At 65.5% G+C, this 22000-nt stretch carries 19 protein-coding genes; 13 read left to right on the forward strand and 6 right to left on the reverse strand.

All coding sequences use genetic code 11. From position 1 onward, the window contains the following. The first annotated feature begins 197 nt into the window (after positions 1 to 197). Together aroC and ACOJTD_RS11640 are read left to right on the forward strand one after the other, a co-directional pair. Entirely contained in the window at positions 198 to 1286 is a 1089-nt protein-coding gene (aroC, locus tag ACOJTD_RS11635) for a chorismate synthase (protein ID WP_420133070.1), read from the forward strand. Between the two features lie 57 nt (positions 1287 to 1343). Then, a complete protein-coding gene (locus ACOJTD_RS11640; protein ID WP_420133071.1) occupies positions 1344 to 2543 on the forward strand; it encodes an adenylate/guanylate cyclase domain-containing protein in 1200 nt (399 codons plus the stop codon). Between the two features lie 21 nt (positions 2544 to 2564). On the opposite strand, the gene clpS is transcribed toward ACOJTD_RS11640, so the two are convergent. Next, positions 2565 to 2876 carry an ATP-dependent Clp protease adapter ClpS gene (gene clpS, locus ACOJTD_RS11645; RefSeq protein ID WP_420133072.1) on the reverse strand — a complete coding sequence of 104 codons (312 nt, stop codon included), beginning with the start codon at positions 2874 to 2876 and terminating at the stop codon, positions 2565 to 2567. Positions 2877 to 3092: 216 nt separating this feature from the next. On the opposite strand from clpS, the gene ACOJTD_RS11650 reads away from it, so the two are divergent. Next, positions 3093 to 3932, forward strand: a complete 840-nt coding sequence (locus tag ACOJTD_RS11650) for a DUF1194 domain-containing protein (protein ID WP_420133073.1) — start codon at positions 3093 to 3095, stop codon at positions 3930 to 3932. Between the two features lie 169 nt (positions 3933 to 4101). Here the strand turns inward: ACOJTD_RS11650 and yiaY are convergent, their stop codons facing one another. Together yiaY and adh are read right to left on the reverse strand one after the other, a co-directional pair. Further along, complete coding sequence (yiaY, locus tag ACOJTD_RS11655; protein WP_420133074.1) at positions 4102 to 5253, reverse strand: L-threonine dehydrogenase; 1152 nt, start codon at positions 5251 to 5253, stop codon at positions 4102 to 4104. A 181-nt stretch (positions 5254 to 5434) separates the two neighbouring features. Further along, complete coding sequence (gene adh, locus ACOJTD_RS11660) at positions 5435 to 6955, reverse strand: aldehyde dehydrogenase (protein ID WP_420133075.1); 1521 nt, start codon at positions 6953 to 6955, stop codon at positions 5435 to 5437. A 235-nt stretch (positions 6956 to 7190) separates the two neighbouring features. Between adh and ACOJTD_RS11665 the strand changes: the two genes are divergently transcribed. The 3 genes from ACOJTD_RS11665 (at position 7191) to ACOJTD_RS11675 (ending at position 11034) form a co-directional block, all read left to right on the forward strand. Next, complete coding sequence (locus ACOJTD_RS11665; protein ID WP_420133076.1) at positions 7191 to 9080, forward strand: sigma-54-dependent Fis family transcriptional regulator; 1890 nt, start codon at positions 7191 to 7193, stop codon at positions 9078 to 9080. 140 nt (positions 9081 to 9220) lie between these two features. Next, positions 9221 to 9916 (forward strand): glutathione S-transferase family protein, encoded by a 696-nt coding sequence (locus ACOJTD_RS11670; protein ID WP_420133077.1) that lies wholly within the window; start codon positions 9221 to 9223, stop codon positions 9914 to 9916. 110 nt (positions 9917 to 10026) lie between these two features. Beyond that, positions 10027 to 11034, forward strand: a complete 1008-nt coding sequence (locus tag ACOJTD_RS11675) for an SDR family oxidoreductase (RefSeq protein ID WP_420133078.1) — start codon at positions 10027 to 10029, stop codon at positions 11032 to 11034. A gap of 56 nt (positions 11035 to 11090) precedes the next feature. On the opposite strand, the gene ACOJTD_RS11680 is transcribed toward ACOJTD_RS11675, so the two are convergent. Beyond that, the gene (locus ACOJTD_RS11680; protein WP_420133079.1) at positions 11091 to 12602 is read right to left on the reverse strand and encodes an AMP-binding protein; all 1512 of its coding nucleotides are present in this window, start codon (positions 12600 to 12602) and stop codon (positions 11091 to 11093) included. Positions 12603 to 12945: 343 nt separating this feature from the next. On the opposite strand from ACOJTD_RS11680, the gene ACOJTD_RS11685 reads away from it, so the two are divergent. From ACOJTD_RS11685 to ACOJTD_RS11710, 6 genes are all read left to right on the forward strand, one after another. Continuing rightward, complete coding sequence (locus ACOJTD_RS11685; protein WP_420133080.1) at positions 12946 to 14169, forward strand: hypothetical protein; 1224 nt, start codon at positions 12946 to 12948, stop codon at positions 14167 to 14169. A gap of 18 nt (positions 14170 to 14187) precedes the next feature. Then, positions 14188 to 14760 (forward strand): hypothetical protein, encoded by a 573-nt coding sequence (locus tag ACOJTD_RS11690; RefSeq protein ID WP_420133081.1) that lies wholly within the window; start codon positions 14188 to 14190, stop codon positions 14758 to 14760. Positions 14761 to 14762: 2 nt separating this feature from the next. After that, positions 14763 to 15155 (forward strand): phage holin family protein, encoded by a 393-nt coding sequence (locus ACOJTD_RS11695; protein ID WP_420133082.1) that lies wholly within the window; start codon positions 14763 to 14765, stop codon positions 15153 to 15155. Beyond that, positions 15152 to 15865, forward strand: coding sequence for a hypothetical protein (locus tag ACOJTD_RS11700; RefSeq protein WP_420133083.1), 714 nt, complete (start codon positions 15152 to 15154; stop codon positions 15863 to 15865). The genes ACOJTD_RS11695 and ACOJTD_RS11700 overlap by 4 nt, the downstream gene beginning before the upstream one ends. Before the next feature lie 17 nt (positions 15866 to 15882). Continuing rightward, on the forward strand, positions 15883 to 16038 hold the full coding sequence (locus ACOJTD_RS11705; RefSeq protein WP_420133084.1) for a hypothetical protein: 156 nt from the start codon (positions 15883 to 15885) through the stop codon (positions 16036 to 16038). Positions 16039 to 16243: 205 nt separating this feature from the next. Then, positions 16244 to 16612, forward strand: a complete 369-nt coding sequence (locus ACOJTD_RS11710; protein ID WP_420133085.1) for a hypothetical protein — start codon at positions 16244 to 16246, stop codon at positions 16610 to 16612. Positions 16613 to 16785: 173 nt separating this feature from the next. Here the strand turns inward: ACOJTD_RS11710 and ACOJTD_RS11715 are convergent, their stop codons facing one another. Both ACOJTD_RS11715 and ACOJTD_RS11720 read right to left on the reverse strand, forming a co-directional pair. Beyond that, positions 16786 to 17715, reverse strand: a complete 930-nt coding sequence (locus tag ACOJTD_RS11715; RefSeq protein ID WP_420133086.1) for a response regulator — start codon at positions 17713 to 17715, stop codon at positions 16786 to 16788. Further along, complete coding sequence (locus ACOJTD_RS11720; RefSeq protein WP_420133087.1) at positions 17705 to 21073, reverse strand: ATP-binding protein; 3369 nt, start codon at positions 21071 to 21073, stop codon at positions 17705 to 17707. The genes ACOJTD_RS11715 and ACOJTD_RS11720 overlap by 11 nt, the downstream gene beginning before the upstream one ends. Positions 21074 to 21233: 160 nt before the next feature. Between ACOJTD_RS11720 and ACOJTD_RS11725 the strand changes: the two genes are divergently transcribed. Beyond that, positions 21234 to 22000, forward strand: a 767-nt coding sequence (locus ACOJTD_RS11725) for a transporter substrate-binding protein (RefSeq protein WP_420133088.1), incomplete at its 3' end; no start/stop codon positions are given.

The raw sequence follows: 22000 nt of genomic DNA on the forward strand, positions 1-22000 counted from the left end.
GTGGTGGTGGGTTGGGGTGGGGCCGGCGGGGGGGGGCGGGCGCCGCGTCGCCACGCGCGCTCCGTGCCCCCCTCATCCGGCACGGACTTCGTCCGCGCCACCTTCTCCCACGAGGGAGAAGGAAGGAGAGGGGCGGTTTGACCCGGTCCGGCCGGCGCGTTACCAAACCGGCGCAATCCTCAAGGTGCGGGTCCGCCATGTCGTTCAACACTTTCGGCCATCTGTTTCGCGTCACCACCTTCGGCGAGAGCCACGGCGTGGCGATCGGGTGTGTGGTCGATGGCTGCCCGCCGCTGATCCCGCTGACCGAGGCCGACATCCAGGGTGATCTCGACCGTCGCCGGCCGGGGCAGTCGCGCTTCACCACCCAGCGCCAGGAAGCCGACCAGGTGAAGATCCTGTCCGGCGTTATGGCGCATCCACAGACTGGCGAGCAGGTCACTACCGGCACGCCGATCGCGCTGCAGATCGAGAACACCGACCAACGCTCCAAGGACTATTCGGACATCAAGGAAAAGTACCGTCCCGGCCACGCCGACTTCACCTACGAGGCGAAATACGGCATCCGCGACTATCGCGGCGGCGGCCGCTCCTCAGCGCGCGAGACCGCGACCCGCGTCGCGGCCGGCGCCGTCGCCCGCAAGGTGATCGCTGGCATGACCGTGCGCGGCGCGCTGGTGCAGATCGGGCCGCACAAGATCGACCGCGCCAAATGGGACTGGGACGAGATCGGCAACAACCCGTTCTTCTGTCCCGACAAGGACGCCGCTGCGCTGTTCGCCGACTATCTCGACGGCATCCGCAAGGCCGGCTCGTCGATCGGCGCGGTCATCGAGATCGTCGCCGAGGGCGTGCCGGCCGGCCTCGGCGCGCCGATTTACGCCAAGCTCGACGGCGACATTGCCGCGGCGCTGATGAGCATCAACGCCGTCAAGGGCGTCGAGATCGGCGACGGCTTTGCCAGCGCCGAGCTCACCGGCGAGCAGAACGCCGACGAGATGCGAATGGGCAATCACGGCCCGCACTTCCTGTCGAACCACGCCGGCGGCATTCTTGGCGGCATCTCCAGCGGGCAACCGGTGGTGGCGCGGTTCGCCGTGAAGCCGACGTCGTCGATCCTGACCCCGCGCAAGACCGTCGATCGCGCCGGCGCCGACACCGAGATCCTGACCAAGGGCCGTCACGATCCGTGCGTCGGCATCCGCGCGGTTCCGGTCGGCGAGGCGATGGTGGCCTGCGTGCTGGCCGACCATTTGTTGCGTCACCGCGGTCAGGTCGGCGCATAGCTCGGCTGATCACCGGACCCGGTGCAAAGCGGCCTCCGGCCTGCTATTGGTACCGGAATGCACGAACAACGCCTCCGCGCCCTGATCGACTGGCTGATCGACGGCGCGCGCTCCGCCCCCGATCCTGTCCTGATGATGACCCAGGCGTGCGAGCGCCTGGTCGAGGCCGGCGTGCCGCTGGCCCGCGTCGCCGTGTTCGTCGAAACGCTGCATCCCGACATCTACGGACATCGCTTCATCTGGCGGCCGGGCAAGGAAGCCGAGGTCGGCGATACGACCGTCGATGTCGATCTGTCCGACGAGTATCTGCGCAGCCCGCTCAAGGTGCTGTATGACCACGGCGTCGAGGTCCGGTTCCGGCTCGACGATCCGGCGAGCTACAGATTTCCGATCTTCGACGACATGCGCGCCGAAGGCATCACCGATTATGCGGCGCTGCCGCTGCAATTCCTCGACGGCAGTTTCCATGCGGCCAGCTACGCCACGCGCCAGCCGGGCGGCTTCACCGACGCGCAACTCGATGCCATTCGCTCAGTGATCCCGCCGATCGCCCGGCTGGTCGAAGTGCTGAGCCTGCGCGAGATCGCCACGACGCTGCTCGACACCTATGTGGGCAACCGCGCCGGCGCCCGCATCCTCGCCGGCCAGATCCGCCGCGGCCATGCGGACATCCTGCGCACCGCGATCTGGCTGTCGGACCTGCGCGGTTTCACGGCGCTCTCCGACCGGCTGCCGCCCGAAGTGATGGTGAAGCTGCTCAACGCTTACTTCGATTGCCAGGTAGGGCCCATTCTGCGCCACGGCGGCGAGGTGCTGAAATTCATGGGCGACGGGCTGCTCGCGGTGTTTCCGATCGCCGATGACCGCGCCGACGAAGCCGACGTCTGCGCCCGCATGCTGGCTGCGGCGCACGAGTGCCGCGTCGCCGTGTCCAAGATGAACTACATCGAGGGCAACCACGTCATCGACAGCTTCCGCTTCGGCGTCGCGCTGCATGTCGGGCAGGTGCTGTACGGCAATATCGGCGGCGGCAACCGGCTCGACTTCACCTGCGTCGGTCCTGCGGTGAATCTAGCCGCGCGGCTGGAGCGCATCGCCGGCCGGCTCGGCCGCACCGTGGTGGCATCGTCCGACTTCATCAGCCTGTGCGGCGACGGCTTCGTCGAGATCGGCGAATTCCCGATCGAAGGTCTGTCGCAAGTCCAGCGGGTCTATGGACTTGAGATCGAGACGCTGCAGGCTGCCGAGGGGCTATAGTCACGCGCATCGGCCGGACGCTTACTCCTCCGGCTCGGTGGTGAACAGCAGCGGATAGCCCTTGGCGCGGCCGGCGTCGGTTGCGCGGGTGGCTTTGGTTTCGGCGACATCCTTGGTGAACACGGCGACGACGCAGACGCCGCGCTGATGCGCGGTAAGCATGACTTTGTAAGCCTGCTCCTCGGTCATCCGGAACTCGGCCTTCAGGATCATCACCACGAACTCACGCGGCGTGAAGTCGTCGTTGACGAGGATCACCTTGTGCAGCTTCGGCCGCTCGACCTTCGGCTTCGTCTTGGTGGTCCGCCGTGTCACGACATCGATGTTGCTCATGAGCCTGCACCGCTGTTGATCGGTCCGATTGTACAACTCCGGCCGCGCGCGCGAAACCTGCGGCGGGTCGGCGGCGTGCGCATTTTGGATGCAGCGGGGCGCCGACCGTGCGGCTGCTATCAGTGACCGAAACGTGATCAGTGCGGAACCGGCTTTCCGGTTGCGCGCTGCGTGCGGCGTGTCACGATCATGTCATCCTCGATCGGAGGGCGTGCGATGCGATGGATCTCGATCGGCACGATTGCCGCCGTCACGGCGGCCGGCATGGTCGCGGGCCTTGCCGCGCCGAACCGCGCGCCACACTTCGCAGACCGCCTCGATGACTCCAAGACCGTGGACGTCGAACTGATCCTCGCGGTGGATGTCTCCTACTCGATGGATATGGACGAACTCTCCGTGCAGCGTGAAGGCTACGCGCAGGCCCTACGTTCTGGCGAGTTTCTCAAGACGCTGAAGACTGGACCGACCGGCCGCATCGCGGTCACGTATTTCGAATGGGCCGCCGCCGGCGATCAGAAGATCATCCTGCCCTGGCAGGTGATCGACGGACCGGAATCCGCCGACGCCGTCGCCACCGAGATCATGAACGCGCCGCTGCGCCGTGCCTCGCGCACCTCGATCTCCGGCGCGATCAATTTTGCCGTGCCGCTGTTCGATCAGAATCCGTATCACGGCCTCCGCCGCGTGATCGACGTCTCGGGCGACGGACCCAACAACAACGGCGCGCCAGTGACGCTGGCGCGCGACGCCGCGGTCGAGAAGGGCATCGTTATCAACGGTCTGCCGATCATGGTCAAGGAGCCGTCCTACTCGACGATGGATATCGAAAACCTCGATTATTACTATGAGGATTGCGTCATTGGCGGGCCGGGCTCCTTCGTCGTGACGATCAAGAGCCGCGACAAATTCCAGGAGGCGATCCGCGCCAAGCTGGTGATGGAGGTCGCTGGCCTCACACCGCCGGGCCGGATCACGCCAATCGCGGAGAAGGAGCAAAGCCCGCGGGTCTCGTGCCTGGTCGGCGAGAAAATCTGGCAGGATCGCTGGGGGCGTTAGACCCATCGCTATGGATAGCGATCAAGCATCCGTCGGAGATTGATCCGTCCGTTGCTGATCCGTGCCCCTGTCGTTCGTCATTCCGGAGCGAGAGCGCTGGTCGTGAACCGGGAATGACCAAGGCGAGGTGCGGACGCGCGAACGCGTCCGCGGAGTTCGAACGATGCCGTCAGGCGGCGGCGCGGAAGATCGTTTCGATCTCGGTCTGTGTCGCCTGCTTCGGGTTTGTGAAGCCGCAGGCGTCCTTCAGCGCGTTGGCGGCGAGGATCGGCACGTCGGTCTCCTTCATGCCGAGACCGCCGAGGCCGGACGGAATGCCGACGTCGGCCGACAGCCGCTGGATGGCGTGAATGGCGGCGTCGGCGCCTTGCGCATCGGTCATGCCGGTGGTGTCGACGCCAAGCGCATGCGCGACGTCCTTCAGCCGTCCGGCCGCGACCTGCGCGTTGTAGGCCTGCACGTGCGGCAGCAGCACCGCGTTGCAGACGCCGTGCGGGAGATCGTAGAAGCCGCCGAGCTGGTGCGCCATGGCGTGGACATAGCCGAGCGACGCGTTGTTGAACGCCATCCCGGCGAGGAAGCCCGCATAGGACATCGCCTCGCGCGCGGCGAGGTTCTGGCCCTCCGCCACCACGGTGCGCAGGCTGTTGGAGATGATCGACATCGCCTTCAGGGCGCAGGCGTCGGTGATCGGCGTTGCGGCGATCGACACATAGGCCTCGATCGCATGGGTCAGCGCATCCATGCCGGTCGCAGCGGTCAGGGCTGGCGGCTTGCCGAGCATCAGAACCGGATCGTTGACGGAGAGCAGCGGCGTGGTGTGTCGGTCGACGATCGCCATCTTCACCTGACGTTCTTCATCGGTGATGATGCAGAACCGCGTCATTTCGCTGGCCGTGCCGGCCGTTGTGTTGACGGCGATCAGCGGAAGCTGGGCGTGCTCGGATTTGTCGACGCCTTCATAGTCCTTGATGCTGCCGCCATTGGTGGCAGTGAGCGCAATGCCCTTGGCACAGTCGTGCGCCGAGCCGCCGCCGAGTGAGATCACGCAGTCGCAGTTCTCCTGCTTCAGCAGCGCCAGCCCGTCCTCGACGTTGCTGATGGTCGGGTTCGGCTTTGCGCCGGGGAAGACCACGCTGCCCACGCCGCGCTCGATCAGTATCGAGGCGATCTGATCGGCGACGCCGAGCTTGTGCAGGCCGCTGTCGGTGACGATCAGCGCCCGCTTGAAGCCGCGTGCCTTGGCGTGGTCCGCCGCGCTGGAGACGCAGCCGGCGCCGAACAGGTTGAGGGAGGGGATGAAAAAGGTCGTTGCAGTCATTGGTGCTTCCTTCCATGGCTTTGTTGTTGGTCGGTGGTGGATGAGATGCGCGACGGGACCAATGCGTCGGTCCCCATCGCCTCGCTTTGCAGGGCAATGCCCTGCCGCCCGGACGGCGCGACGAATGCCGTCCGGCAGTGCTGCGGCGGGTGCGTCGCATCCGCCGATGACTCAGTTGCGTCTAGAAAAAGCCGAGCGGTCCGGTGCCGTAGCTCACCAGCAGATTCTTGGTGTGCTGATAATGATCGAGCATCATCTTGTGGGTCTCGCGCCCGATGCCGGATTGCTTGTAGCCGCCGAAGGCGGCGTGCGCCGGATAGGCGTGGTAGCAATTGGTCCACACCCGTCCGGCGGCGATCGCGCGACCGAACCGATAGGCGCGGGTGCCGTCGCGGGTCCAGACGCCGGCGCCGAGGCCGTACTGGGTATCGTTGGCGATCGCGACCGCCTCGGCCTCGTCTTTGAAGGTGGTGACCGAGACCACGGGGCCGAAGATTTCTTCCTGGAAGATCCGCATCTGGTTATGGCCGCGGAACACGGTCGGATGCACGTAGTAGCCGCCGGCGAGATCGCCGGGCAGCTCGGCGCGGGCGCCGCCGGCGAGCAGTTCGGCGCCTTCCTGCCGGCCGATGTCGATGTAGGACAGGATCTTGTCGAGCTGTTCCCGGGAGGCCTGTGCGCCGATCATCGTCGCCGGATCGCGCGGGTCGCCCTGGCGGATCGCAGCGACGCGGGCGAGGGCGCGTTCCATGAAGCGATCGTAGATCGACTCCTGCACCAGCGCGCGGCTCGGACAGGTGCACACTTCGCCCTGGTTGAGCGCGAACATGACGAAGCCTTCGATCGCCTTGTCGAAGAACGGATCATCCTCGGCCGCCACGTCGCCGAAGAAGATGTTCGGCGATTTGCCGCCAAGCTCCAGCGACACCGGCACCAGGTTTTCGCTGGCGTATTGCATGATCAGCCGGCCCGTCGAGGTCTCGCCGGTGAAGGCGATCTTGGCGATGCGCGGACTCGACGCCAGAGGCTTGCCGGCTTCGACGCCGAAGCCGTTGACGATGTTGAGGACGCCGGGCGGCAGCAGGTCGGCGATCAGTTCGGCCCACACCAGGATCGAGGCGGGGGTCTGCTCGGCCGGCTTGAGCACCACGCAATTGCCGGCGGCGAGCGCCGGCGCCAGCTTCCACGCCGCCATCAGCAGCGGAAAATTCCAGGGAATGATCTGGCCGACGACGCCGAGCGGCTCGTGGAAATGATACGCGATGGTGTCGTGATCGATTTCCGAGATTGAGCCTTCCTGCGCGCGGAGTGCACCTGCGAAATAGCGGAAGTGATCGATCGCCAGTGGCAGGTCGGCGGCGCGCGTCTCGCGGATCGGCTTGCCGTTGTCGAGCGTTTCCGCGGTTGCGAGCAGATCGAGGTTGTCCTCCATCCGATCTGCGATGCGATTGAGAATGAGTGATCGCTCTGTCGTCGTTGTCTTGGCCCAGCCCGGGCTCGCCGCGTGCGCGGCATCGAGCGCCAGTTCGATATCCTGTTGCTGCGAGCGCGGAATCTCCGTGAGCGTGCCGCCCGTAATGGGCGTGGTGTCGTCGAAGTAGCGGCCGTCGAGCGGCTCCACCCAGCGACCGCCGATAAAATTACCGTAGCGCGCTTTGAAGATCGAAGCCGCCTTGGGCTGCAGTGTCGTGATGATGTTCATGGCTTCCTCCCGAATTAATGAAGCGGAAGCAACTACGCACATCATGTGCCAACAGCTCGGGAGATAGCGGCGCACGCGCGACCAATTGCGCAGAACGTTGATAAGTCTGGGAGGATTCTACGTTGCGCAGATTCGGCGTGACGTTCGTTCTCTGGACAGCGCGCGACACTGCGTGAGATACTGCGATCAGTTGGGCGCAACAGCTGTTGCAGAATCCAACATCCCGGAGACGCCCATGTCGCCTGCATCAAGTCATGATGCCGTTTTCGTCGCGCGTCGTCGCTTCTTCGACGAAGGACGGTCTGTTTCTGGAATTGTCGCCGCGCCGATCCTGCGGTCCTGGGAGCGATGCGCCGGGCAAGGCCTCGACGTCAGCCGCTCGCCTTCGCTCGAACCGCCAACTGCTTATGAGTTGCGGGAGCTTCAAGAGCGTCATGCATGTCTCAGTCGTCTGGCTCGGCCCGAGCTGGATGCGCTGCAGGGCGACGCACGCCTCACTGGTAGCGTAGTAATTCTCACCGATACGGCTGGCGTGGTGCTCGACATGGTCGGCGACGCGGCCTTTGCCGGACGCGCGGCGGAAGTGGCCCTGCGGCCAGGTGTGTCATGGAGCGAGGCCGCGACGGGAACCAATGCGATCGGGACAGCGCTGGTCGAGCGGCTGCCGATCGCGGTGCATGGGGCGGAGCACTTCTTCGAGCCCCACGGGATCCTCGCCTGTGCGGCGGCTCCGCTGATCGATCCGCGTGGCAATGTCGCGGGGGCGCTCGACATGACCGGCCCGGCAGCGATCCGCCATGTTCATGCGCTCGGATTGATGCGTCTCGCCGCCGAGCAAATCGAACATCGCTTTTTTGGCGAGGGCTTCGAGCATTGCACGATGCTCCGCTTTCATGCGGACCGGGCATTGGTCGGCACGCCGCGCGAGGGCGTCCTGGCCTTCGCCGAGGGCGTGCTGGTCGGTGCCAATCGGCGCGGCCTTGATTTGATGCGGCTGGAGTGGTCGTCGATCAATCGGGCGAAGCTGGCAGCGCTGCTGCCCGGAATTCGGCCGTCAGATCAGATCCAGCCGCTACGCGGGCCGGAGGGGGCACGACTTTACGGCCGTCTCCTCGAGGCTTCGCATCGCCCATCCCGCGGCCGTCCGGTCGCGCCTCGGTCGGCGACATCGCCGTCACCAGCGCCGGGCGAGATCGAGCCGATTCTCGGCGAGGAAATGCAGGCCTCGCTGTCGCGCGCGGTGCGCCTGGTGAATGCTGGCATTCCGTTGCTGCTGCTGGGCGAGACCGGCTCCGGAAAAGACGTCTTCGCGCGCCGTGTGCATGCGGAGAGTGACCGTCGCGCCAAGCCTTTCATCCCGGTCAATTGCGCGGCTCTGCCGGAAGGCCTGATCGAGTCCGAGCTGTTCGGTTATGAGGCCGGCGCCTTCACCGGCGCGCGGCGGCAGGGCGCGCCGGGCCTGCTACGCCAAGCCGACCAGGGCGTGCTGTTTCTTGACGAGATCGGCGACATGCCGTTGTCGTTGCAGAGCCGTTTGCTCCGCGTGCTGCAGGACAAGCAGGTGTCGCCGCTCGGCGGCGGCAAACCGGTGCCGGTCGACTTCGCGCTGATCTGCGCGACGCATCAGTCGTTGTCGACACTTCTGGCGGCTGGAGCATTCCGTCAGGATCTGTACTTCCGTATCGCTCAGTATGTCGTCGAGCGGCCGCCAGTCCGCCATCATCCGGATCGGCTCGCGCTGGTTCGGCGGCTATGGCGCCAACTCGGCGGAGAGACTGCAGGCGTCGAGCTTTCGGCGGAAGTCGAGCGGCTGTTGGCGGCCTATGAGTGGCCGGGCAATTTCCGCCAATTGGTCGGCACCCTGCGGGCGCTGCTCGTGCTCGGCGAGCCGGGCCGGCCTGTCGATGTCTCGGCATTGCCGACTGAGATCCGGGGTGCGGCGCCGTCCTGCGACGTGCTGATCAGCGCGCCGCCGCCGACCTCGCTCGCGGAGCACACCCGGTCGGCTCTGCAGGCGGCACTCGATGCGAGTGACGGCAACGTATCACGCGCCGCGCGGCGGCTGGGGATCGACCGAAGTACGTATTATCGCCGTCTGCTCAAAGAAAAGGACCACGGCCGCTAGAAGCTACACGTCGCTCTCGTAGATTTGCCGGCAGGCTTGACCGCCGCCCCGATCTCTTCGATCGTCGCCCCCAAGCGAAGCGATCTTGTGCGGCCTTCCTGGATCGCGCCGCTTTGCGGAGTCGAATGCTGGAACAAGCGATGACCTTGAAACTGTTCGAACTCGTCGGCCACGATAAGGCGCGGCCGTTCTCACCGTACTGCTGGCGGATCCGGATGGCGCTGGCCCACAAAGGCCTCGAAGCCGAATCCATCCCGTGGCGGTTCACCGAGAAGGCGGCGATCGCGCCTTACAACTCCGAAAAGGTGCCGGTGTTGCTCGCCGGCGACAAGGCGATCGTGGATTCCTGGACCATCGCGCTCTATCTCGAAGACGCTTATACGGACAGGCCATCGCTGTTCGGCGGAGAGGGCGGACGGGCGATGGCGCGGCTCGTGAACGCCTGGGGCGACGTGGTGGTGATCGGCGGCATCGTTCCGCTGATCGTCTCCGACATCGTTCCGCATCTTCGCCCAGAGGATCAGGCATATTTCCGCAAGACCCGCGAGGCGAGGTTCGGCAAGACTGTAGAGGAGGTCACCGCGAGCCGTGACAACGCGGTCGTCGGGTTCCGCAAGTCGCTCGACCCGTTGCGGCTGACCCTCAAGGCGCAGCCCTTCATCGGTGGCGACAAGCCGAACTACGCGGACTACATTGTGTTCGGCGGCTTCCAGTGGGCGCGGGTCGTCAGTCCCTTCGCGCTCCTGGAGACGGCCGATCCGGTCTACGCCTGGCGCGATAGGTTGCTCGATGCGTTCGATGGCATGGCGCGTCGCTCCCCCGGCTATCCGGTCTAACAGAGTCAGCAAAAGCCGCTATTTGGATCTGGCGACCAGCGATCGATCCTGCGCGGCAGGAACGATCGCGAGACACTGCTGTTGCCGCTGACATCAGCAGGACAGCAGAGATGATCGATAAAATCACCCGCAGGAATGTGGTCGGCGGTGCGGGCGCCGGCGTTCTCGGCGTGGCGGCCGCCGCAGCGCCCGCCTTCGCGCAGAAGGCCGAACCGTCGAATGCGGCGGCGACCGCCGCGCCGTTCGAAGATCCCGCCGGCAAATATCCGAAGCCGCCGTTCCAGCGCCAAGAACAGCCCTGGCCCGGGTTGGCGTCGAAGATGAATCCGCCGCCGGACCACGGCGAGAAAAGCTACAAGGGCTCGGGCCGGCTCGCCGGCCGCAAAGCGCTGATCACGGGCGGCGACAGCGGCATGGGCCGCGCCGCCGCAATCGCTTTCGCCCGTGAGGGCGCCGATGTGGCGATCAACTATCTGCCGGCCGAAGAGGAAGACGCCCGGCAGGTGATCGAGCTGATCAAGCAAACCGGCCGCAACGCTGTTGCGATCCCGGGCGATCTGCGCGACGAAACCTTCTGTACCCGATTGGTCGAGCAGGCGGTGCAGCAGCTCGGTGGGCTTGACATCCTGGTCAACAACGCTGCGCGCCAGCAGACCCGCGCCTCGATCCTCGACGTGTCGTCGGAAGATTTCGACGCCACGATGAAGACCAATATCTACGCGCCGTTCTGGATCACCAAGGCGGCACTGCCGCATCTGAAGCCGGGCTCCTGTATCATCGGCACATCGTCCGAGCAGGCCACCGATCCATCGGCCGAACTGTACGACTACGCGCAGACCAAGGCGGCGACCACGAGCTACGTCCGCTCGCTGGCCAAGCAGCTTGCTTCGAAGGGCATCCGCGTCAACGCGGTTGCGCCGGGCCCGATCTGGACGCCGCTGCAGGTCTCCGGCGGCGCGACGATGGAGAAGCTCGAGAAATTCGGCGGCATGACGCCGCTGGGCCGTCCCGGCCAGCCGGCCGAGCTGGCGTCGATCTACGTCCAGCTCGCCGCCAACGACGCCAGCTACTCGACCGGCCAGGTTTACGGCGCCATGGGCGGCGGCGGATTGCCGTAAACCAGAAGGACGGAGCAAACAGCCGGCGTGTCGAAGCGCCGGCTGTTCGTGCATTGTTAAGCGGCTCCGTGAACCGCCTTCACTGCTGCCCGGTCGATGGCTCCGGCCGAAGTCTTCGGCAGCTCGGCGACGAACACGATGTGCTTGGGCTTCTTGTAGCGCGCGATCAGCGAGGCGACGAAATCGGCGAGTTGCTCGGCGGCGATGGTTTCGCCCGCCTTCAGCACGCAGACTGCCTTGACCGCCTCGCTCCACTGCGGGTCCGGCACGCCGATCACCACCGCGTCTGCCACGGCGGGATGCTGCTTCAGCGCCGCTTCGACCTCGGCGGGGTAGACGTTCTCGCCGCCGGTTTTGATCAGCTCCTTTTCAGGCGCGCGGCCGGCGTAGAAAAGATAGCCGTCGGCGTCGAACCGGCCCATGTCGCCGGTGTGGTGCCAGCCGCCGCGGAACGCGTGGCGGGTCGCGGCATCGTTATTCCAGTAGCCTTTGAACACGGTCGGGCCGCGCACCACGATCTCGCCGACTTCGCCGGGCGGCAACGGCCTGTCCTCGGCGTCGACCACCGCGACTGTTCGCCAGAACAACGGCCGTCCGGCGGAGCCCGGCCTGTCCCGATAAGGCGCGAAGGTCGATAGGCCCGAGGTCTCAGACTGGCCGAACGTCGCCCAGAACGTCGCCTGCGGGCAGAGTTGTTGGAAGCGTTCGATCGTTGCCGGCGCATCGAGGCCGGTCACGGCGCGCAGACTCTCCAGTTGGGCGGGTGTCGCCTGATCCAGGATGTTACCCAGCATCGGCGCAAACTCGGCCATCACGGTGACTTTTTCGGCGGCGATATCACGCGCCGCCTGCGCCGGGTCGAACTTGGCGGCGATCACGCTGGCGCCGCCGGCCTGCTGCAGCGTCAGCATCAGCCCAAGGCCGGTGACGTGAAACAGCGGCAGCATGCCGAGATTGACCTCGGTCTCCGCGAGGTGCCAAGCCTCGATCAGCGAGCTTTGCGCGATCAGCAGATTGCCCTGCGAGATCAGCGCGCCGCGCGGCCGGCCGCCGACCGCCGCGGTGTGGATGATGACGAAGCCGTCCGCGGCCACAACCTCCGGAGGCACGAAGGCCTCGTCCGACGCCAGCTCGGCGAAGGGCACGAACGGGGCCGGCTCGGCGCCGATCGCGTAGATGCGCCGCACGCTCGGCAGCGACGGCTGCAGCCCGGCGACGATGTCGCGATACTCCGGCCCGACGATCAGCACCGCCGGCCCGCCGTCGTTCAGCACGAAGCCGATTTCCTCCGGGCCAAGCCGATAATTCACCGGCAGCAGGATGGCGCCCACCAGAGCGGCTGCGCCGATCAGTTCGACCATCTCCACGCAATTTTGCGACAGGATCGCAACACGGTCCCCGGGCTGAATGCCATCGCGCCGCAGGCCGGCTGCGAGCCGTTCGCTCCGTGCCAGATAGTCGCGGTGTGTGACACGTCGGCCGCCGTCGAAGACAAACGCCGTGCGATCCGGAAACAGCGCGGCATTGCGACGATAGACGTCGCCCAGCGTGAAGTCGTGAAGTGCCATGCATTTCCCCCGTGTGAGGCTTCAGCCGGCGTTCTTCCGGCCGGCCTTCTGTTCACCCGGCGCCTCGCGATGGCGACCGGGTGGGTGGCTTTGTAGCGAAGTTTAGCCCAGGAGGGACACTTCAAAGTTGGATCGGCCGCACCCTGCAGCGCCTCCCTGATTGGATTACCGCAACCATGTGCATCCGGTCCGACAACCGCCCGCAGAGGTCGGCATTTTCGTCGCAGCAAGCCGCGAGGTGCCTTACGATCCGGCGGGTGCCAAACCATCTGATGATTGTCCCGCAGGCGAGGAACATCGTCTGCTTGACAGAGTTGGACGCTCACAACTTCTGGAGGAACCGATGGCGCACGAAGGTCGAACCCTTGACGAGATCCGACGCGACACCGAGAACGCGCGGGCCGGATTGACCCAGACCGTCGGTGAACTGCGAGCCACTGTGGCCGACACCGCTAACGATCTGCGCGAGCGCTACTCGCCGCAGGCCATCAAGGACGATGTCACCAGCTACATCAAGACCCGCGGCGAAGAGCTCGCCGACAAGGTCAGCGACACCATCCGCAACAATCCGGTGCAGGCGGTCGCGGTCGGCGCGACGCTGGCCTATCCGCTGTGGAAGGTCGTCCGGGCCATCCCGACTCCGGTGCTGATGGTCGGCGCCGGTTTGTATCTGGCCGGCTCGAAATCGGGGCAGCGGTTGACCCAGCGGGCTTCCGTCGCGGCAGCCGATCTCGCCGGTGAAGTCGAGCGGCGTGCCCGCGCGTTCGGTTCGGACGTCGCCGAGACGGCCGAAGCCGCGCGGGACTATGCGGCCGGCGCGATCCAGGCGGCGGGTGGGACCGCCAGTACGCGGGCTGACGAATTCCGCCGCACTGCGGCCGCGACAGCCGCCGACTTGAAGCAGAAGGGCGAAGACCTCAGCCGCACGCTATCGGCCGAGAGCGATCATCTCGGCCGGTCTGCTGCGGCCGCGGGTCATGCTTTCGCGAGCGAAGTGGATGATGCGGCGCATCGCGGTGCGGGTCTGGCCGATGCCGTTTCAGACACGCTGCGGGATACCGCCGCGTCGGTGCGTGACACGGCCGCGTCGGTCCGCGACAGCGCTACCGAAGCTGCAGCGCGGCTTCGCCACAAGATGGGCGAGACGGCCGATGCCGGCCTCGATGCCGCAGTGCGCATGCGCGACCGTGCAGGCGACCTCGGCCAGCGCGCGAGCCGCAACGTCACCGAGACGGTCAGCGCCCATCCGTTGCTTGTGGCAGGCGTCGGACTTCTCGTCGGCGGACTGATTGCCAGCGCGATTCCGCGGATGCGCGCCGAGAAGCAGATCTTCGGCAGGGCCAGCCGGCGGCTGCGCGAACAGGCCGAGGACACTGTGAACCGCGGCGTCGATGCCGTGAAACAGAAGGGCCGCGAGGTTTATCAGAGCGCGATGAACGCCGCCGAGGACGAGGGATTATCGCCCGACAATGTCAGCGGTCAGGTGCGCGATCTCGGCGAGCGGGCCCGCAAGGTGGCGGAAGCTGCGGCCTCGACCTTCGATTCGCCCTCGCAGAACAAGCATTGAGACAGGACGGAGCAGGGAATGGCCGAGCAGATCGAGAAGACGGGTAATGGCGCGGGCACACGTGCTCAGCCGATGAAGTCGGCAAAGAAGGAAGCCCAGAACATGGCCGATCAGGCGACCGAAGCAGGGCGTGATATCAAGGAGCGGGTCGTCGGTTTGGCCGAGGAGTCGGTCGACGCCGCGCGGGCTCAGGCGGAAAATCTCGCCGGTGCGGCACGGGAGTTCGCGTCCGAAGCCGGCGAAGCGATCAAGAACCGCGCCAATGCACAGCGGGAAGCAGGCGCCGATTATATCGGCGGACTGGCGGACGCGATCCGCCGTGCGTCGCGCGAGTTCGACAACGATCTTCCGATCGCCGGTGTCTATATGCGCAAGGCGGCCTCCAAGGTCGAGGAGATCTCCGACACCGTGCAGCAGGGCGACATTTCCGATCTCGTGCGCGGCGTTCAGGACTTTGCCCGACGCCAGCCGACCGCCTTCCTGGGCCTGGCCGTGCTGGCCGGTTTCGGCGCGGTGCGTTTCCTGAAGAGCTCTTCGGCGGCTGCGCCGCGTAGCATGGCGGCGCGATCCGAGACCGAGGATCGGAGCTGACGATGACGGCGCCTCATCAACGGTCGATCCCTGAGCTGTTCGGCGACGCGTTCAATCAGTTCGCGAAGCTGATCAGCAATGAGTTCGATCTCGCCCGCGCCGAGATGACCGACAAGGTCGGGCAGATCGGGCGGGCGGCCGCCATGATCGGAGCGGGCGCGGTGATCCTGATTCCCGGCCTCGTCCTGTTACTATTCGCGCTGGCGGCGCTGCTGATCGAGAACGGCCTGTCACAGCCGCTGGCCTATCTGATCACGGGAGGCGGGACTGCGGTCGTCGCTGGCGCGCTGATGTGGATCGGCGTCAGTCGGTTGTCTCCGGATTCGCTCAAACCGACCGTGACGATCGAACAATTGCAGCGCGACAAGGTCGCCGCGAAGGAGATGGTCAAGTGAACGACACCAGCAAGGCAATGCCTTTTATCCACGATCTCGGCGACGCGATGCGCCGCAACCCGGTCTCCACTGCGCTGATCGGGATGGGCGTGTTGTGGCTGTTCGCCGGCAGCGCCGGTCCGCGTGCGTCGAAGATCGCCCGCAGCGCCGGGCTCGACCGGGTGCCGGACGTGGCTTCCGATCTGGTCGAAACCGGGCGTGCGCGGATCCACGACGTACAGGACCGTATCAGCGACAGCATGGCTGATGTCGGCGCCAAGGCCGCCAGCATGGCGGGCGCTGTGCGGGATAGCAGTTCTGCGGTTCTTGATCGCGCCAGTGACCTAGGCCGCCAGATTCCGGAAGCCGGCTCGGAGCTGTTTGGCGCCGCCAGGTCGCGGATGACTGATCTATTGGAGGAGCAGCCGCTGCTGCTCGGCGCCATCGGGCTGGCGATCGGCGCAGGCATTGCGGCGTCGCTGCCATCGACGGCCGTTGAAGCCGATCTGTTCGGCGACACGAGCGACGAGTTCAAGGCGCAGGCGCGCGGCCTCGTCGATCATGCCAGCGAGCGCGTCACCGCTGCGACGCGAGATGCGGTCACTGCCGCTGCCGACGAGGCACGTCGTCAGGGCCTGACCCCCGATGGCGTGATGAAGGCGGTGGGCGAGGTCGGCGACAAGGCCCGCCGCGTCGTCGACGCGGCCGAGGATAATCTGAGGCTGGAGTAACGAGATCGGAGCCGTTCATGGCCGACGACAAAAAGCCGGACGACCGTCCGGGCGATGCGATGAAGAGCGGCACCCGGGAGCCGTGGAAGAAGCCGGATCAAAGTTCGCAAACCACGAAAGATGCGTCGTCCAAGCCCGATCTGGAACGTTGGCAGGACAGTAATACACACTGACGGCGACGCATGCATACGGACAAGAATATGGCCGGGTTTTCTCGGCCATTTCTTTTTGCCTTGCTGCTCGCTCCACAAGGACGAGGCTCTGCCTAACTTCAGGCCAGCACGCTTCCGGCGCAGCAAAGCGGGCGGAGTACTTCGCTTTGCGTTTTGGCCGCGCATCCGTACGATCCGCATCGACGCAGGATGGAGCCCCGAGTCGATGCCGCGGACAGGATCCATTGCCCGAGCTGGTGCACTCGCCACGCTGATCTCGTTGGCCTTCGGAACGATCGCCGACGCCGTGGATCGCGGCCAGTTCGACGACGTGCCGGCGGACATCAGAGACTGGTTCAAGCGGCAACGGAGCCCGGCCGGCGTGCCGTGCTGCGACGTCGCCGATGGTCACCGCACCACCTACGACGTTCGCGGCGGCGCCTATTGGGTGCCGATCGAAGGGACTTGGTACGAAGTCCCGGAGAAAGCCGTGATCCGCGACTCCGGCAATCCCGTGGGCGAGGCAATTGTCTGGTACGTGCGCCACAACAACACAATCATCATCAGCTGCTTCGTCCCGGCCGACGCCTCCTAGGTCGTCTTAGCGTCGAGGCATCCCGGTGCCGTGCAATCAGTTGCTCTCGCTGCCGCGCTTGCGAGCCCAGCCAAACGGCGGCGTTCATCGAACGGGATGGCTTCGTCGCTTCGCTCCTCGCAATCGCGGAGATCGTTTCAAGATTGATATCGAGTGCGGTGGCGTTCGCGCTCTCACGAGTCCCGTCGCGCTGCATTCGTCGCGATGGCCGCCGCCGCGGTGCGGTTTTCAACGCCGAGCTTGGCGTAGATCTGCTCGAGATGCTTGTCGACGGTGCGGGGGCTGAGGCCGAGAATCTGCGCGATGTCGCGGTTGGTCTTGCCCTTGCTGAGCCAGGCCAGCACTTCGCTTTCGCGGCTGGTCAGCCCGAATTCCGTTGCGAACTCCTTTGGCGATTCACCCGAGCTCTCACGTGCCAGCCGCAGCAGGAATTCGTTGGGGCCGAGCTTGCCCATATATTGCAGCCGCAGCTCGTCATTGCGCAGCAGCGAGGCTTTCATCGGCGCCTTGGCCTGCGCGAGGCCGCTGTGTACCTGCTCGAGCCAGTCGAGCCAGGGCTTCGGCAGATCCAGCCGCACGCCGTCCTCCGACGCGTCGCCGGCGGCGAGCAACTTCTGCGCCTGCGGCGTCGCCCATAGCACCTTGCCGACGCGGTCGACCGCGAGCAGGAACCGGCCCGAGACGTCGAGCGCCGCCCGCGCGCTCTGGCTCAGCCGCGCATTGCCGAGATGCACGCGGATGCGCGCCAGCATCTCGGCGATCACGATCGGCTTGGTGACGTAGTCCACGCCGCCGGCCTCGAGCCCGCGGACGATATGCTCGCTCTCGGTGAGGCCGGTCATGAAGATCACCGGCACGTCCGACAGCATCGGATTGCGCTTCAGTCGCCTGCAGGTTTCAAAGCCGTCGAGCCCTGGCATCACCGCGTCGAGCAGAATGATGTCCGGCGTGATCTGCTCGACGATCCGCATTGCCGCGGCGCCGTCGAGCGCCACCATCACCGTCATGCCGGCGCCGTCGAGCGCGTCGGTCAGCATTCGCAACGTCTCCGGGGAGTCGTCGACGACCAGGACGATGTCGCGCTTCTTCAGGTCATGGTTCATGGCGATACAGCGTGTTCAAGGTCTTCATGTATTGCTCGAGGTCGAATTGCTCGACCAGCGATCGGATCTGCGACACGAACGGCGCTGACTCAGGATAGTCCGTATTGATCTGGTCGAGCTTGGACTCGATGCCGCGGATGTATCCGATCTTGCCGAGCTCGATCAATTCCTCGACGTGCTGCATCGGCGGCGTGAGAATATCGCCGGTGGTTTCCCGTGGCTCGGCAGCGTCGCCCTTGTGGATCCATTCCAGTTTCAGCAGCTGGCCGATCTGCTCCAGCAGCCGCGGAATATCGACCGGCTTCATCAGGTAGCCGTCGTGGAACGGCTGCGCCAGTGGCGCGCCGTGTGCCTCGATCGCACTCGCCGACACCATCAGGATGCGGGCGTGGTGATGACCGTTGGTGCGCAGCGTTTCGGCGACGGTCCAGCCGTCCATGCCGGCCATCGAGATGTCGAGCAGGAACAGATCGGGCTGGCAATGCTCCGCGAGGCTGACGCAGGTGAAGCCGTCCGGCGCACTGAGCACGATGAAGCCGAGCGGCGACAGCAGTTCCTGCAGCAGATTGCGCTGGGCCGGATCATCGTCGGTGATCAGGATGGTCTTGCGTGGGCCGTGATAGCCGAGGATCGGCGCCCGGATCGCGCGGGTGCGTGTCGGGTTCGGAACCTCGGACAGCAGCAGCTTGACGCGGAACGTCGAGCCTTGGCCGAGCGTGCTGGTGACGCTGAGATCCCCGCCCATCACGCCGGCGAGCAGCTTGCTGATCGTCAGACCGAGGCCCGTGCCGGTGTGCGGCTGCGACACGCCGAGCGCGCCGCGCTCGAACGGCGCGAAGATGCGTTCGATGTCGTCGGCATGGATGCCCGGGCCGGTGTCGCGCACTTCGAGCTCCGCCACCGGATTCCGATAGTGCACGATGAAGTGGACGCTGCCGTGCTGGGTGAACTTGATGGCGTTCGATAGCAGGTTGATCAGCACCTGACGTAGCCGCTTCTCGTCGGCATAGACCACCGGCGGCAGATATTGCGGCCGCTTGAACACGAACTCGACGTCCTTGGCGGCCGCCTGCAGCCGGAACATGCCGACGAGCTGATCGAGGAATTCGCCGAACCGCACCTCGTCGCGCGACAGATAAAGGCGGCCGGCCTCGATCTTGGAAATATCCAGCAGGCCGTCGATCAGGCCGGAGAGATGGTCTGCGCTACGCCGCATCAGCCGGATCTGATCGCGCGGCCGCGGCGGCAGGCTGCCGTCCTGCTCCAGCAGCTGGGCGTAGCCGCTGATCGCATTTAGCGGCGAGCGCAGTTCGTGGCTGAGGCCGACCACGTAGCGGCTCTTGGCGAGATTGGCGGATTCGGCGACTTCCTTGGCGCGCTGCAGTTCGGCGTCGGTCTGCCGGTGCGCGTCGATTTCCTGCATCAGCAGCGTGGTCTGCCGCCGCGTCTCCGCCTCGGCGGCCTGCCGGCTCTGCCGGGCCAGCACGAACAGCCAGGTCACGACACCGACGATGATGACCAGTGCGAAGAACAGCTTCCACAGGATTTCGGACAGCAGGATATGTTGCGCGTCGGTGGCGGGCGCCGCCTGCAAATAGATCATCAGCAGCGTGATGCCGACCAGCCCGACCGACACCGTGAAGACTCCGAGATAGTGCCCGACCTGGGAGTTGAGCAGCGCCTGGATGCGCGCCGGAAGCACCTTGCCTAGCGTATCGGCGAATTGTGCGTCGAACCGCGCATGCGGCTTGCACAAGTCGTGGCAACGCGCATCGAGCGAGCAGCACAGCGAACAGATCGCTCCCGCATAGGCCGGGCAATGCGCCATGTCCTCGGGCTCGAACGCATGCTCGCAGATGCAGCACTTGATAGCCGACAAGTCGCGCCAGGCGCGCTTCGGCTTGCGGGCGATGTAGAACCGGCCGCGGGTCACGAGCGCGATCGCCGGCGCGGCGACGAATGCCGCTAGCAGCGCGACGAATGGCGCCAGCGCTTTCGCGTTGGGCCCGAACACGCCGTAGAACGCCGTGATCGACATCACCGTGGCGATCGCCATCGAGCCGACGCCGACCGGGTTGATGTCGTAGAGATGCGCGCGCTTGAATTCCATCTGCCGCGGCCGCAGGCCAAGCGGGCGGTTGATCACCAGATCGGCGACCAGTGCACCGACCCACGCGATCGCCACGTTGGAATATAGCGCCAGCGTATGCTCCAGCGCCTTGTAGACGCCGATCTCCATCAGCAGCAGCGCGACCAGCACGTTAAACACCAGCCAGACGACGCGGCCGGGATGGCTGTGGGTCAGCCGCGAGAAGAAATTCGACCAGGCGATCGAGCCCGCATAGGCATTGGTGACGTTGATCTTAATCTGCGACAGCATCACGAACGCGCCGGTCAGCGCCAGCGCCAGTTCCGGCTGCGCCAGTACGTAGCGGAACGCCTCGCGATACATATGCGACGGCTCGGCCGCATCTTCGGGGCCGACGCCGTGGCTCAGCGCGAAGTAAGCCAGGAACGAGCCGGCGATCAGCTTGAGCGCACCGGGCACGATCCAGCCGGGGCCGGCGCTGATCATCGCGGCCCACCACGTCACCTGCGAGCTGCGGCGGTCGCGCGGCAGGAAGCGCAGGAAGTCGACCTGCTCGCCGATCTGCGCCACCAGCGCGAACACCACCGAGGCGGCGGTGCCGAACAACAACAGATCGAGGTGACCGTCCGGATTGCCGTGCGCGCCGGCGAAACTGGTCCACTCGACGAAAGATTCCGGACTCTTGATCGCGATCGCCGCGAACGGAAGGATGTGCAGCAGGATCCAGAACGGCTGGGTCCAGAGTTGAAACCGGCTGATCAGCGTGATGCCGTGCGTGACCAGCGGAATGATCACCACGGCGCTGAACAGATAGCCCAGCGCCAGCGGCAGGCCGAAACACATCTCCAGTGCCTTGGCCAGAATAACAGCCTCGATGGCGAAGAAGATGAACGTAAAAGAGGCATAGATCAGCGACGTAATGGTCGAGCCGATATAGCCGAATCCGGCCCCGCGCGTGAGCAAGTCTATATCCACGCCACATCTGGCTGCGTGATAGGCAATCGGCAGGCCGCAGCAGAAGATGATGACGCTGACCACGAGGATCGCGGCGGTGGCGTTGGTGACGCCGTAGTTCAGCGTGATAGTGCCGCCGATCGCCTCCAGCGCTAGGAACGAGATCGCGCCGAGCGCGGTATTGGCGACCCGTGCCGCGGACCAGCGGCGCGCGCTCTTGGCGGTGAACCGCAGCGCGTAGTCTTCGAGAGTCTGGTTGGCGACCCACTGATTATACTGGCGCCGAACGCGGTCTATGCGCTGCCGCCCAACCACTCGCTGCTCTCCCCGATGCCACGCTCCCTTGCGTGGTTAAAAACCTACGTCGCGGTCTTGCGATGCAACATACGTGATCTTGCGTATCGGTGCAGCGGAAAATTTCGCCGATCGTTTGCCCCGGCTGCACACGCGTCCAAACAACACGAAGGGGTAGTTCATGGCAGACGAGAAGAACCAGGGCCTTCATTCGCCTTTCCGGCGCAAGCTGCTGATGGGGATGGCCGCACTTCCGGCGATGACGATGCTGCCGCGCACGTCGTTCGCCCAGGCGCCGGCGACCTCCGCGGTCAACACCACCGGCCTCGCGGTGACCGACACCGAAGTCACCGTCGGCATCCTGCACTCGGTCACGGGTACGATGGCGATCTCCGAAACCGGCTCGGTGCAGGCTGAAAAGCTGGCGATCTCGCAGATCAACGAAGCCGGCGGCGTGCTCGGCCGCAAGATCAAGTTCGTGCAGGAAGACGGCGCGTCGGATTGGCCGACCTTCGCCGAAAAGGCCAAGAAGCTGCTGGTCAACGACAAATGCGCCGCCGTCATGGGCTGCTGGACTTCGGCTTCGCGCAAGGCGGTGCTGCCGGTGTTCGAGCAGTACAACGGCATGCTGTACTACCCGACCTTCTACGAAGGCCTCGAGCAGTCCAAGAACGTCATCTACACCGGCCAGGAAGCCACCCAGCAGATCATCGCCGGCCTCGACTGGGTCAACAAGACCAAGGGCGCCAAGAGCTTCTACCTGCTCGGGTCGGACTACATCTGGCCGCGCACCTCCAACAAGATCGCCCGCAAGCACATCGAGGGCCATCTGCAGGGCTGTAAGGTCGTCGGCGAAGAATACTTCCCGCTCGGCCACACCCAGTTCAACTCGGTGATCAACAAGATCAAGCTGACCAAGCCGGACGTGATCTACGCGATCATCGTCGG

The sequence above is a fragment of the Rhodopseudomonas sp. genome (genome assembly GCF_048594845.1).
In the GTDB taxonomy this organism is placed as follows: Bacteria; Pseudomonadota; Alphaproteobacteria; order Rhizobiales; family Xanthobacteraceae; genus Rhodopseudomonas.

Bases quoted from the DNA above. Each gene is read 5' to 3' on its own strand.
- ACOJTD_RS11675 (WP_420133078.1), top strand. From the start codon at position 10,027: ATGATCGATAAAATCACCCGCAGGAATGTGGTCGGCGGTGCGGGCGCC.
- ACOJTD_RS11640 (WP_420133071.1), top strand. From the start codon at position 1,344: ATGCACGAACAACGCCTCCGCGCCCTGATCGACTGGCTGATCGACGGC.
- ACOJTD_RS11695 (WP_420133082.1), top strand. From the start codon at position 14,763: ATGACGGCGCCTCATCAACGGTCGATCCCTGAGCTGTTCGGCGACGCG.
- clpS (WP_420133072.1), bottom strand. From the start codon at position 2,876: ATGAGCAACATCGATGTCGTGACACGGCGGACCACCAAGACGAAGCCG.
- ACOJTD_RS11715 (WP_420133086.1), bottom strand. From the start codon at position 17,715: ATGAACCATGACCTGAAGAAGCGCGACATCGTCCTGGTCGTCGACGAC.
- ACOJTD_RS11650 (WP_420133073.1), top strand. From the start codon at position 3,093: ATGCGATGGATCTCGATCGGCACGATTGCCGCCGTCACGGCGGCCGGC.
- ACOJTD_RS11685 (WP_420133080.1), top strand. From the start codon at position 12,946: ATGGCGCACGAAGGTCGAACCCTTGACGAGATCCGACGCGACACCGAG.
- ACOJTD_RS11710 (WP_420133085.1), top strand. From the start codon at position 16,244: ATGCCGCGGACAGGATCCATTGCCCGAGCTGGTGCACTCGCCACGCTG.
- ACOJTD_RS11670 (WP_420133077.1), top strand. From the start codon at position 9,221: ATGACCTTGAAACTGTTCGAACTCGTCGGCCACGATAAGGCGCGGCCG.
- adh (WP_420133075.1), bottom strand. From the start codon at position 6,955: ATGAACATCATCACGACACTGCAGCCCAAGGCGGCTTCGATCTTCAAA.
- ACOJTD_RS11690 (WP_420133081.1), top strand. From the start codon at position 14,188: ATGGCCGAGCAGATCGAGAAGACGGGTAATGGCGCGGGCACACGTGCT.
- ACOJTD_RS11680 (WP_420133079.1), bottom strand. From the start codon at position 12,602: ATGGCACTTCACGACTTCACGCTGGGCGACGTCTATCGTCGCAATGCC.
- ACOJTD_RS11705 (WP_420133084.1), top strand. From the start codon at position 15,883: ATGGCCGACGACAAAAAGCCGGACGACCGTCCGGGCGATGCGATGAAG.
- aroC (WP_420133070.1), top strand. From the start codon at position 198: ATGTCGTTCAACACTTTCGGCCATCTGTTTCGCGTCACCACCTTCGGC.
- yiaY (WP_420133074.1), bottom strand. From the start codon at position 5,253: ATGACTGCAACGACCTTTTTCATCCCCTCCCTCAACCTGTTCGGCGCC.
- ACOJTD_RS11665 (WP_420133076.1), top strand. From the start codon at position 7,191: ATGTCGCCTGCATCAAGTCATGATGCCGTTTTCGTCGCGCGTCGTCGC.